The sequence below is a fragment of the Aeromonas sp. 3P genome (assembly GCF_051919745.1).
GTDB classification, from domain to species: Bacteria; Pseudomonadota; Gammaproteobacteria; order Enterobacterales; family Aeromonadaceae; genus Aeromonas; species Aeromonas veronii.
The window spans coordinates 698,963-711,672 of the sequence record NZ_JBQBED010000001.1 but is presented as its reverse complement, the minus strand read 5'-3'; the positions used below and the strand labels follow the sequence as shown (position 1 = coordinate 711,672).

The following is a 12,710-nucleotide window of genomic DNA, read 5'->3' as shown; positions in this document are numbered from 1 at the left end:
CAGTAACAAGAAGTACAAGGGATAGAAATGCATAACGGCGTGATGAAGGCCTGGTTGGAGTCATCTCACCTGGCTGGTGCGAATGCAAGCTATATCGAGGATTTGTACGAATCCTTCCTGGAAAATCCTGACTCCGTGTCCGACGAGTGGCGCAGCCTGTTTAGCGAGCTGCCCCAGGTCAATGGCCATGCGGTTGAACAACCCCACTCCCAGGTCCGCGATTATTTCCGTCGTCTGGCCAAGGATCCCTCTCGCTACAGTGCCCCCGTCTCCGATCCGCAAGTGGATGCCAAGCAGGTGCGGGTATTGCAGCTGATCAACGCCTTCCGTTTCCGTGGTCACCAGAATGCCAATCTGGACCCGCTGGGCCTGTGGCAGCGTGAAACCGTTGCCGAACTGGATCCTGCGTTCCACAACCTGCAGGGCGCAGACATGGAGGCCACCTTTAATGTGGGCTCCTACGCCATCGGTCGCGAGACCATGGTGCTCTCCGACCTCTACGCCTCGCTGAAGAAGACCTATTGCGGCTCCATCGGCGCCGACTACATGCACCTCACCTCCACGGAAGAGAAGCGCTGGCTGCAACAGCGTCTCGAATCCATTGAAGGGAAGGGGAGTTACACCCTCGAAGAGAAGACCCGTTTCCTCGAGAGCCTGACCGCCGCCGAAGGGTTGGAGAAATATCTGGGCGCCAAGTTCCCGGGAGCTAAGCGCTTCTCGCTGGAAGGTGGCGACGCCATGATCCCCATGCTCAAGGAGCTGATCCGTCGCGCCGGTGAGCAGGGCTGCAAAGAGGCCGTTATCGGTATGGCCCACCGCGGTCGTCTCAACGTGCTGATCAACGTGTTGGGCAAGCGCGCTCAGGATCTGTTCGACGAGTTTGCCGGTAAGCATGGCGAATCCTGGGGTACCGGTGATGTGAAGTACCACATGGGCTTCTCCTCCGACTTCGCCACCCCGGGTGGCAACGTCCACCTAGCGCTGGCGTTCAACCCCTCTCACCTCGAGATTGTCAACCCTGTGGTCATCGGCTCGGTGCGTGCCCGTATGGATCGTCGCGGTGACAAAGATGGCTCCAACGTGTTGCCCATCACCATTCACGGTGACTCGGCCATGGCCGGTCAGGGCGTGGTGGCCGAGACCTTCAACATGTCCCAGACCCGTGCCTATGGTGTCGGCGGGACGGTGCGCATCGTCATCAACAACCAGGTTGGTTTCACCACCTCCTATATCCGTGACCTGCGTTCCACCGAATATTGCACTGACATCGCCAAGGCGGTGCAGGCGCCGGTGCTGCACGTCAACGGGGATGATCCGGAAGCCGTGGTGCTGGTGACCCAGATTGCACTGGATTACCGCAATACCTTCAAACGCGACGTGGTGATCGAGCTGGTCTGCTACCGTCGTCACGGTCACAACGAGGCGGATGAGCCGAGCGCGACCCAGCCGCTGATGTACCAGAAGATCAAGCAGCACCCGACCCCGCGCAAGATCTACGCCGATCAGCTGGTGGCCGAGGGGAGCCTCGCTCAGGAGCGGGCGACCGAACTGGTCAACGAGTATCGCGAAGCGCTGGATCGCGGCGAGCGGGTGAGCAAGGAGTGGCGGCCGATGGAGCTGCACTCCGTCGACTGGACGCCGTATCTGGGCCACGACTGGAACATGGCCTATGAGAGTGCCGTGCCGATGGATCACCTCAAGAGCCTCGGCGAGCGGGTGAGCCAGTATCCGGCGACTCACGTGCTGCAGCGGCAGGTCGAGAAGATTTACGAAGACCGCCGTCTGATGGCCGCTGGCGAGAAGCTGGTGGATTGGGGCTTTGCTGAAACCCTGGCCTACGCCACTCTGGTGGATAAGGGTTCCCGCATCCGCTTTACCGGTGAAGACTCCGGCCGTGGCACCTTCTTCCACCGCCACGCCGTGCTGCACAGCCAGACCGATGCCAGCACCTACACCCCGCTGTGCAACCTGCACGACGAGCAGGGCCCGTTCGAGGTGTATGACTCTGTGCTGACCGAGAACGCGGTACTGGCCTTTGAATATGGTTACGCCAGCGCCGAGCCGGCTGGCCTCACCATCTGGGAAGCCCAGTTCGGCGACTTCGCCAACTGTGCCCAGGTAGTGGTGGATCAGTTCCTCTCCTCCGGTGAGCAGAAGTGGGGCCGGATGTGCGGCCTGACCATGCTGCTGCCGCACGGTTACGAGGGGCAGGGGCCGGAGCACTCCTCCGCTCGTCTGGAGCGTTATCTGCAGATGTGTGCCCAGCACAACATGCAGGTGTGCGTGCCCTCTACCCCGGCGCAGGTGTTCCATATGCTGCGTCGTCAGGTAGTGCGTCCGATGCGCCGTCCGCTGATCGTCATGACGCCCAAATCCCTGCTGCGCCACCCGCTGGCGGTGAGCAAGCTCGAAGAGCTGGCGGAAGGCACCTTCCAGAACGCCATCGGCGAGATCGATGCGCTGGATCCGAAAGCGGTCAAGCGCGTGGTCTTCTGCTCCGGCAAGGTCTACTACGACTTGCTCGATGCCCGTCGCAAGGCCGAGCAGCAAGATGTGGCACTGGTGCGAATTGAGCAGCTCTACCCCTTCCCGGAAGAGGAAGTGCGCGCCATTCTGGCCGATTACAGCCACGTCACCGACTTTGTCTGGTGTCAGGAAGAGCCGCAGAACCAGGGCGCCTGGTACTGCACCCGTCACCACTACGATGGCGTGCTGCCAGCCGGAGCCACCCTGCGTTATGCCGGCCGCCCCGCGTCAGCCTCACCGGCCGTCGGTTACATGTCTGTCCACGCCAAGCAGCAAAAAGCCTTGGTGGAAGATGCCCTTACCCTGTAAAGCCTCTGGCATAGAAGTAAAAAGGAACTGATTGGATGACTATCGAAATCAAGGTACCGGATCTGCCGGAATCAGTGGCCGATGCCACTATCGCCACCTGGCACAAAAAACCGGGCGATCTGGTCGCCCGTGACGAAGTGCTGGTCGACATCGAGACCGACAAGGTGGTGCTGGAAGTGCCGGCACCGCAAGCCGGTGTGCTGGGGGATATTCTGCAAGGGGAAGGGGCAACCGTGTTGTCCCGTCAACTGATTGCCATCCTCACCGCCGCTCCGGTGGCCGGTGAAGAGACCAAAGAGAAACCCGCTGAAGCGGTGGCCGATGATGGTGCCGATGGCTTGAGCCCCTCGGTGCGCCGCCTGATTGGCGAGCACGACATCGACGTGACCAAGCTGACCGGTACCGGCAAGGGCGGTCGCATCACCAAGGATGATGTGGAAGCCTTCATCAAGGCCAAGAGCCAGCCTGCGGCAGCCGCACCGGTCGCAACTGCAGCCCCGGCAGCCAAGGTTGCCCCGCTGGGTGGTCGTACCGACAAGCGGGTACCGATGACCCGTCTGCGCAAGCGCATTGCCGAGCGTCTGCTGGAAGCGAAAAACACCACCGCCATGCTGACCACCTTCAACGAGGTCAACATGAAGCCCATCATGGATCTGCGCAAGCAGTACGGCGAGATCTTCGAGAAGAAGCACGGCATCAAGCTCGGCTTTATGTCCTTCTACGTGAAGGCGGTGGTGGAGTCCCTCAAGCGCTATCCGGAAGTGAACGCGGCGCTCGATGGTGATGACGTGGTTTACCACAACTACTTCGACGTCAGCATCGCCGTCTCCACCCCCCGTGGTCTGGTGACGCCGGTGCTGCGCGACTGCGACAACATGAGCCTGGCGGACATCGAGAAGGCCATCAAGGATCTGGCGGGCAAGGGCCGTGACGGCAAGCTGACCGTGGATGAACTGACTGGCGGCAACTTCACCATCACCAACGGTGGCGTGTTCGGCTCCCTGATGTCCACCCCGATCATCAACCCGCCCCAGAGCGCTATTCTGGGCATGCACAAGATCCAGGATCGCCCGATGGCCGTTGACGGCAAGGTCGAGATCCTGCCGATGATGTATCTGGCGCTCTCCTACGATCACCGTCTCATCGACGGACGCGAATCGGTAGGCTTCCTGGTCTCCGTCAAGGAGCTGCTGGAAGACCCGACCCGTCTGTTGCTGGACGTCTAAGCCTGTGGCACCCAGGCAAGGGGTTTGCGCCCCGAGCCGGATGTGCTGCTGGACGTTTGAGTAATACCCGAGCGATTGAAAGATAACGAGGGGCCGCCTAGGCCCCCATTCACAGGGGATTGAGAAACACCAGCCCCGGACGGAAATACCTACAACACGGATAGAGCATCTATGAATCTGCATGAATATCAGGCAAAACAGCTGTTTGCCGAGTATGGCCTGCCGGTCTCCGAAGGTTATGCCTGTGCTACCCCACAAGAAGCGGCCGAAGCGGCCGACAAGATTGGCGGCAATACCTGGGTCGTAAAATGCCAGGTACACGCCGGTGGCCGCGGTAAAGCGGGCGGCGTGAAAGTGGCCAAGAGCAAGGATGAGATCCGTGCTTTCGCCCAGAACTGGCTTGGCAAGAATCTGGTGACCTACCAGACCGACGCCAACGGCCAGCCGGTCACCAAGATCCTGGTGGAATCTTGCACCGACATCGCCAAAGAGCTCTACCTGGGCGCCGTGGTTGACCGTGGCTCTCGCCGCGTGGTCTTCATGGCCTCGACCGAAGGTGGCGTGGATATCGAGAAGATTGCCCACGAAACCCCCCATCTGATCCACAAGGCGGCCATCGATCCGCTGGTGGGTCCGCAGGCTTATCAGGCCCGCGAACTGGCCTTCAAACTGGGTCTGGTCGGCGATCAGATCAAACAGTTCACCAAGATCTTTATGGGTCTGGGCCAGATGTTCCTGGATTGCGATTTCGCGCTGCTGGAGATCAACCCGCTGGTGATCACCGCGCAGGGCAACCTGCACTGCCTGGATGGCAAGATCAACATCGATGCCAACGCACTGTATCGTCAGCCCAAGCTGCGCGAGATGCACGACCCGTCACAAGATGACCCCCGCGAAGCGCACGCCGCCCAGTGGGAGCTCAACTATGTGGCCCTCGATGGCAACATCGGCTGCATGGTCAACGGCGCGGGTCTGGCCATGGGCACCATGGACATTGTCAACCTGCACGGCGGCAAGCCGGCCAACTTCCTTGACGTCGGCGGTGGCGCCACCAAGGAGCGGGTGACCGAGGCGTTCAAGATCATCCTCTCCGACAGCAACGTCAAAGCGGTGCTGGTCAACATCTTCGGCGGCATCGTGCGCTGCGACATGATCGCGGAAGGCATCATAGGTGCGGTCAAGGAAGTGGGGGTCAAGGTGCCCGTCGTGGTCCGTCTGGAAGGCAACAACGCCGAGCTGGGTGGTATCAAGCTGGCCGAGAGCGGCCTCAACATCATTGCGGCCAAGAGTCTGACCGATGCCGCGCAGCAAGTCGTCAAAGCAGCGGAGGCCAACTGATGAGCGTACTGATCAACAAGGACACCCGAGTCATCTGCCAGGGCTTTACCGGCGGTCAGGGTACTTTCCACTCCGAGCAGGCGCTCTCCTACGGCACCCAGCTGGTGGGCGGCGTCTCCCCGGGCAAGGGCGGCACCACCCATCTGGGCCTGCCGGTGTTCAACACCGTCCGTGACGCGGTCGAAGCGACCGGCGCCACCGCCTCCGTCATCTATGTGCCGGCGCCGTTCTGCAAGGACGCGATCCTGGAAGCGATCGACGCGGGCATCAAGCTCATCGTCACCATCACCGAAGGCATCCCGACGCTGGATATGCTGGACGTCAAAGTGAAGCTGCAAGAGACCGGCGTGCGGATGATCGGCCCCAACTGCCCGGGCGTTATCACCCCGGGTGAATGCAAGATCGGCATCATGCCGGGCCACATTCACAAGCCGGGCAAGGTGGGCATCGTCTCCCGCTCCGGCACCCTGACCTACGAAGCGGTCAAGCAGACCACTGACGAGGGCTTTGGCCAGTCCACCTGCGTCGGTATCGGTGGCGACCCCATCCCGGGCTCCAACTTTATCGACATTCTGGAGATGTTCCAGAACGACCCGCAGACCGAAGCGATCGTGATGATCGGCGAGATCGGCGGTAACGCCGAGGAAGACGCGGCCGCCTATATCAAGGCCCACGTCACCAAGCCGGTGGTCTCCTATATCGCGGGTGTTACTGCCCCTCCCGGCAAGCGGATGGGCCACGCTGGCGCCATCATCTCCGGTGGCAAGGGTACCGCCGCCGAGAAGTTTGCCGCGCTGGAAGATGCTGGCGTGAAAACCGTCCGCTCCCTGGCCGATATCGGCAAGGCCCTGCGCGAAGTAACCGGCTGGTAATTCCCGTTAGCCCGTTATCTATAATAAAAATGCCGCCCGATGGGCGGCGTTTTTATTATGATGGATACGTTCTTCTTTATCGTAAGCACGAATTAGCTTTTTGCGATTCGAACTTACAATCTAATTTTAACTATGGTTAAGGTTTTTTAGATTCGAATAAAGCCTTTATCTTTCCTAATGAGTCAAGTGCTCCATCAAGTGTTTGATGAACAGGTGTCTTGTCCCCATGCTTCTTATCTAATGTGTCTGATGCATTTTTTGATACAGCATCAATGGCTGCCTCAAGAAGTTTATTCATGAGTACAGGGGTTTCCTCCCCTAACGCCTCAATTTGAGCCTTGAAATTTTGGAATGATTTTGCCAAGGCTTCCTTATGCGCATATTCTTGCTGTAAACGTAATGCTTCACTTCTTCTTTTTGAAGAGAACAACGCTAACCAAATTACAGGTATAATTATCGGTGCTTTATATAAAATATTAGAGGCCAATGTTGTTAATTCTGGAATGTTATGAAACTTTATATAAAACCAACCAAGCTCTTGAGTCATTGATACAAGTGCAGTAAAAATTAAACAGGCAATTGTACCGTAGAATATTATTGTGTTTTGAATAATCGGACCATCAAAGCTGACTTTCATTTCTCTATATGCGCTTGCTAAACCAGCGCTAGTTGCACTAGGGAGTAAACTCTCTATCTCTTCAACAAGAGTTTTATATTTTAACTCTTGAGTTTCTTTGAATTTTTCTAGTTCTTTTTTTCTAGTGTCAATTTCTGATTTCAATCCTCCTTTTCTATTTTCATCATCCTGAAGTTCACCAAAAACTAGATTGTAATAATTACTGAAGTCATCAATCTTTGACCTGAGCTTTACAAGTTGGGATGCGCTTTCTTTCGCATCTGACTCTATATTATCGAGAGCAACGTTTATTTTCTGTTCTACAGAGTCATCGGTTGAAGTTCCCTCAAAGAGAATTTCAGAGAAATTCAGTATTTTTTCATGGGCTTGAGTTATTTCTGACTCAAACTCTTCCATCCTAGTCTTTAAACTTTTGTTCACGGAGTTATTAAAATAACCTTCATCTAGGTTTGTGATTTTTTCACTAATTATTTCGCAGTTTTCCAGTTCTGATGCTGCGTTATTCTTTATTTTTTCAATTTCATCTAACAGGTAATCGGCGTCAGATTGGATAGAGTCAAATTTTGTGGTGATTTCTCTATTAATTGAGTCTAGGCTTATAGAAATCTCTTTTGTATAGGATGAAAAGGCTGTTTTAGCCGCTCTAGCTGCCTTTCCTGTTATTACTTGGTATGGGCGTATATAAGTTAACAGATTATCCAAGTTAGAGTTGGCTTGAATGATATGTTGAATATTTCGGCTGCTATTAAAGCTCGATATGCTTTGCAGACACGCAGTAGCTTGGCTTGAAAAATTGCTCCATGTTTGTTCTGGTATTAATTCTGGGTCGCAGGCTAATAAAAGTTCATTTATAAATGCTACAACTTTCTTGAGTCTTGCTATTTCAGTTGTATCGGTGATGACTGTTTTATCATCTGAGTTGATACTATCTTTTAACGATACAATTTGAGACCAAGTATCTTGGAAGGGATGCTTTTCAAAATTTTCTATCCAGCGACTCATAAATAACACCAAAAAAGTTAATACAAAATGTCATGTAAGTATGAAATATAATAATCACTCAAACGAAAGCTAATTCTTAAAGTCACAACCCAATATAATCTTTATTGAAAATGCAACCTTAGAAAACAACATCAACTAAGGCGGTTTATCCTCAATTGAGGCATGGTAACTGACGCAGTGAACTATGCAAACTGAATGAAGACAAAAAGCAGTCGGAGATCAATAAATTTGTTAACAAGGTGATTGGTGGCGATTTTTTGAACTCTTGACTTTAAAAAGCGACACGAATTCGGATTATGGGGGGGAGTATGTCATAGTTATTGCCTGCCGCCAGAATTGAACAAACCAAGATTGTTGCGCAGCGTCAACGTTGTCTGGAGCTGTCCTGCTGATGCATCAATTCTGCTGACGCAGGGGTCAATCAGCTGGTCATGTTGCTTGATAATGTCCCTCTGGTTTCACCTGTAAACTGCCGACCCAAGGGGCGGCAGTTTCAATAAATATGGTCTTGGGAAGGCTATTTATCCGCCTTGCCCGCCGCATCGGCAAGTTTGGCCAGCTGTTTGTCATACCAGGCCACCGGGCGGTTTTCATCTTCCGCACGCTCCTTGCGCCTGATGGCGTTGCGCACCGCCATGGCGCCCAGCCAGCGAAACGGCTCGGGCGGAAAATAGCCGCGCGGGCCGCTGACCAGCGCGCATTCACGCCAAGGCTTGTCCTCCTCCCGCACTTCATCGCGCACCAGGGCCGCCAGGAGCTGGCCGCCCATCCAGCTTTGCGCCACTCCGTTGCCTGAGTAGCCGAGGCCATAGACGATATTGGGCTGCCCTCGCCAGTGGCCGAAGAAGGGGAGGCCATCTACCGAGCGGTCGGAGGCGCCGCACCAGCTGGCGGCGATGGGCACCTCTTTGAGCGCCGGAAAGAAGCGGCGCAGGGTGCGGGTAAGGGGGGCAAGGTAACGGCTGGGGGCATCAAACTCGGCCAGATGGCGGTTGGCAAAGGCGAAGGTGTTGCCCCCCTTGCCCAGCATCAGCCGCCCTTGTGGAGTGGAGCGGTAGTAATGGACAAAGGTGCGGCCATCCACCACGCTGCGGCCGTGCTCAAGCTGCTGGGCAGCCAGTGTATCCGGCGCGGGGTCGGTTATCACCATATCGGAGGAGACCAGCACGATACTGCGGCGAAACTCGCGAAAGTGCTGCACCATGGCGCTGTTGAGGGCCAGTACCACCTTGCGGGCACGTACCTCACCTTGCGGTGTTTGCACCCGCGCTGGCTGGCCCGCCTCAAGGCGCTGCATGGGGGAGTGCTCATAGACCTCGATCCCCAGTTCCCGCGCTACCCGCAGCAGGCCGCGCACCAAGAGCGCCGGTTGCACCGAGCCCGCGTGGGGGCTGTAGAGCCCCTCCAGATGAACGTGGGAACCGCACTGGCTCGCCAGTTCACCCTCTTCAATCGCCTGCCACTGGTTAAGGTCTGCGCGCTGTAGCTCCCGCAATACCGGCTCCATCAGGCCACGCTGGGCCTCGCTGGTGGCGGTGTAGCAGGTGCCCTCGACCCTCAGCTCTGCCTCTATGTTGTGCGTTTCGCAGAAGTGGGCGATCTCGTGCACCGCCTGCTCGGATCTTTGTACCAGCCAGGCTGCCTGCTGCTCGCCAAAGAGGCGCCTTAACGTCAAATACTTGGCCGACCAGGTGAGCAAACAGCCGCCGTTGCGCCCGGAGGCGCCGCTGCCGCAGCGATCTTTTTCCAGCACTATGACGTGCAGGTGGGGCTCGGCCTGTTTAAGGGCGATGGCGCTCCACAGCCCGGTAAAGCCGCCACCGACGATGCAGACATCGGCCTCGTGGTTGCCGACTAGGGGCGTGGGCGGTGCGGGTTGTTCGGCGGCGAGCGCTTCGGCCAGCCAGAAGGGGAGAGTGGACATGATGACTCCTCGATAAGGTTATTGGTGGCGCCAGCGCTGGGTGCGATCCAGCAGGGCGCGGCTCAAAAAGAGCTGGAGCAGCTTGACGGTGGCGGCGGCCAGCAGGATCAGGGTGGCCATGGCGGCAGCCGCGGCGGTATCGCCGGAATCCTCCATGTTGAGCACGGCGATGGAGGCGAGCACGCTGTCGCTCGAGTAGAGGAAGATCACCGCCGAGGTGGTGGTCATGGCGTTGACGAACAGGTAAATGAAGATCTCCAGCAGCGCGGGCAGGGAGGCGGGCAGGGTGACTCGCCAGAACGCCTTCCAGAGCGGAATGCGCAATGAGATGGCCACCAGCTCCAGCTCCTTGGGCAACTGCTTGAGGCTGGTCAGCGCCGTCATATGGCCCACCGTGTAGTAGTGGATGACGCAGGAGAGCACCATCAGCGGCAGGGTGCCGTATAGGCCGCCAAAGAGCGGATTGCCGTTGAAAAAGAAGATATAACCCAGCCCCAGCACCATGCCGGGCACCGCCAGCGACAGCATGGCAAGCAGATGTAGCAATTGGCGCAGCGGCGCAAAGTGGCGCCCCTTCTCCTGCGCCCAGGCCAGCACCATCACCAGCACGGTGCCGATAAGCGCGGTATAGAGGCCCAGCTGCAAGGTGTTGGTAAAGGGCTGCCAGCCGTAGACGCTATTGCTGTCAAAGGCGTAGTGATCCAGCGTCAGCTCGAGGTTGTAGGGCCAGAACTGCACCAGGGAGCCGTAAACCGCCATCCCCACCAGCGCCAGAAACAGCAGGGCCAGAGGGTACACCAGCCGAGCGCCAGCAGGTCACGCAGCCGATGGGGTTTGGGCTGATAGGGCACCGCCTTGGTGCTGCTCTGCTCCTGCATCTTGCTGCGCACTCTGTGCTCCAGGGCAAAGCTCACGAGCGCCGGCAGCAGCAGGGTGACGCTGGCAACGGCGCCCAGCGAGAAGTTCTGCATCCCGATCACCTGCCGGTAGATGTCGGTGGCCAGCACGCTGTACTGGCCGCCAATCACCTTGGCAACCCCGAAGTCGCAGATGGTGAGGGTGAAGACCGCGATGGCTGCGCTGAGCAGGCCATAACGGGCGGTAGGCAGGGTGACGGTGACAAAGGTGCGCCAGCCGCTGCTGCCCAGCACCCGGGAGGCTTCATAGAGGCGGGCATCGCTCTGACCCAGCGCCGTGATGAGGATCATCAGGGCGTGGGGGAAGCACCAGAAGCCCAGACCAATGACGATGCCTATGGGGCCGTAGATGCTCTCGCCGCCAAGTAGCCCCTTGGCGATCCCCTGATTGCCAAACCAGTAGACCAGACTGATGGCGGGCAACAGGGAGGGCATCAGGAGCGGGATCAAACCGATGAGGCGAAACAGGGGCTTGCCCGGCATGCAGGTGCGGGTGAGGGCATAGGCGTAGCCAAAGGCGATGGTCACCACCAGCGCGGTGATCAGCACCCCGAGCCAGAGGGTGTTGCCGATGGTGCGCCCCAGATGAGGGGAGTCGAAGTAGGCGCTGAAGTTGGCAAGGCCCACCCAGAGGCCGTTCTCATCCTGCAGGCTCTTTTGCAACATGGTGAGCAGTGGCAGCAGCAGACCGCCGGTGAGCAGGGCGATGCCGAGCGCAAGCAGGAACAGTTGCAGCAGCTGATCCCGGCTCCAGCCGCGACAGAGCCGCTGCCAGCGAGAGTCTTGGCGGGCTGTCGCTGGTGGCAGCAGGGAGGAGGTCGCAATGGGGGCAGTCATGGGCGCTCTCCTTCAAACAGCTGCATCGCCCCGGCAGGCCAGTGCAGCGAGCAGCGCATGCCGCTGCGCCAGCCACCCTGTTCGTGGCGGGGCAGCTCGTGGGTCGGGCGCTCCACCAGAATTTGCTGCGGGCCCAGATAGGTGTCGGCGGTGCAGATAAGGCGCTGGGCGGCACCGAGAAACTCCACCTGATCAATCTGAGCGTCGATGCCGTGCTGCCCAAGAGACAGCTCGCTCGGCGCACTCAGGGTGATCGCCTCAGGGCGGATCGCCACCTGCAATTTGCTGCCGGCGGCGGCCCGGTTGGCAAGCTGCAGCGGTTGTTCGTTGAGGCGCACCTGAGTGGGGCTCAGCACCAGGGTGTCGAGGAAGTTCATGGTGCCGACAAAGCTTGCCACGAAACGGCTGGCAGGCTGGTGGTAGATCTCCTGCGGGGTGCCCACCTGTACGATGCGGCCGCCTTCCATCACCACGATGCGATCGGCCATTGTCAGCGCCTCTTCCTGATCGTGGGTCACCATGATGGTGGTGATGCCAAGGCGCTGCTGCAGGGCGCGGATCTCGCTGCGAAGGTGGGTGCGCACCAGCGCATCCAGCGCGCTGAGCGGTTCGTCCAGCAGCAACAGGCCGGGGGAGAGAGCCAAGGCCCGGGCCAGCGCCACCCGCTGCTGCTGGCCGCCGGAGATCTGGCTCGGGTATTTGTGGGACTGGGCAGTGAGATCCACCAACCCCAGCCAGTGATCTACCCGTTCCTTGATGAGATCCCGTGCCAGCCCCTGATTCTCAAGGCCGAAGGCGATGTTCTGGGCCACCGTCAGGTTGGGGAAGAGGGCGTAGGACTGAAACACGATGCCAAAGTCGCGCTGTTGGGGTGGCAGCCGGGAGATGTTGCGCCCCCCTTGCCAGATCTCGCCACTGTCCGGCAGATCCAGCCCGGCGATGGCTCTGAGCAGGGTGGTTTTGCCGCAGCCGGAGGGGCCGAGAAAGCAGATAAACTCCCCCGGCTCAATGGTCAGAGAGATCCCCTTGAGGGCCTGAAAAGCACCGAACTGCTTGTTGAGATGTTGAATGTCCAGATAGGGCTGGGTCATGGTTCGACTCGCTACTGATTTGGTATATACC

7 protein-coding genes and 1 pseudogene are annotated in these 12,710 nt (G+C 58.0%); 4 read left to right on the top strand and 4 right to left on the bottom strand.

What is annotated here, in order from left to right:
* The first annotated feature begins 27 nt into the window (after nucleotides 1-27).
* The 4 genes from sucA (at nucleotide 28) to sucD (ending at nucleotide 6,271) form a co-directional block, all read left to right on the top strand.
* Nucleotides 28-2,835 (top strand): 2-oxoglutarate dehydrogenase E1 component, encoded by a 2,808-nt coding sequence (gene sucA / locus ACTG19_RS03150; protein WP_439988725.1) that lies wholly within the window; start codon nucleotides 28-30, stop codon nucleotides 2,833-2,835.
* 35 nt (nucleotides 2,836-2,870) lie between these two features.
* Nucleotides 2,871-4,061 carry a 2-oxoglutarate dehydrogenase complex dihydrolipoyllysine-residue succinyltransferase gene (gene odhB / locus ACTG19_RS03145; RefSeq protein WP_005333546.1) on the top strand — a complete coding sequence of 397 codons (1,191 nt, stop codon included), beginning with the start codon at nucleotides 2,871-2,873 and terminating at the stop codon, nucleotides 4,059-4,061.
* A 171-nt stretch (nucleotides 4,062-4,232) separates the two neighbouring features.
* Nucleotides 4,233-5,399, top strand: coding sequence for an ADP-forming succinate--CoA ligase subunit beta (gene sucC / locus ACTG19_RS03140; RefSeq protein WP_005361097.1), 1,167 nt, complete (start codon nucleotides 4,233-4,235; stop codon nucleotides 5,397-5,399).
* Entirely contained in the window at nucleotides 5,399-6,271 is an 873-nt protein-coding gene (gene sucD, locus ACTG19_RS03135) for a succinate--CoA ligase subunit alpha (RefSeq protein ID WP_005333542.1), read from the top strand. Before sucC ends, sucD begins: the two co-directional genes overlap by 1 nt.
* A 136-nt stretch (nucleotides 6,272-6,407) precedes the next feature.
* On the opposite strand, the gene ACTG19_RS03130 is transcribed toward sucD, so the two are convergent.
* The 4 genes and pseudogenes from ACTG19_RS03130 to ACTG19_RS03115 form a co-directional block, all read right to left on the bottom strand.
* On the bottom strand, nucleotides 6,408-7,910 hold the full coding sequence (locus ACTG19_RS03130) for a hypothetical protein (protein WP_162628419.1): 1,503 nt from the start codon (nucleotides 7,908-7,910) through the stop codon (nucleotides 6,408-6,410).
* A gap of 517 nt (nucleotides 7,911-8,427) precedes the next feature.
* The gene (locus ACTG19_RS03125) at nucleotides 8,428-9,834 is read right to left on the bottom strand and encodes an FAD-dependent oxidoreductase (protein ID WP_113739950.1); all 1,407 of its coding nucleotides are present in this window, start codon (nucleotides 9,832-9,834) and stop codon (nucleotides 8,428-8,430) included.
* Between the two features lie 18 nt (nucleotides 9,835-9,852).
* Nucleotides 9,853-11,588 (bottom strand): annotated as a pseudogene (locus tag ACTG19_RS03120) (putative 2-aminoethylphosphonate ABC transporter permease subunit).
* Nucleotides 11,585-12,679, bottom strand: coding sequence for a putative 2-aminoethylphosphonate ABC transporter ATP-binding protein (locus ACTG19_RS03115; RefSeq protein WP_425855296.1), 1,095 nt, complete (start codon nucleotides 12,677-12,679; stop codon nucleotides 11,585-11,587). The pseudogene ACTG19_RS03120 and the gene ACTG19_RS03115 overlap by 4 nt, the downstream one beginning before the upstream one ends.
* Nucleotides 12,680-12,710: the final 31 nt, after the last annotated feature.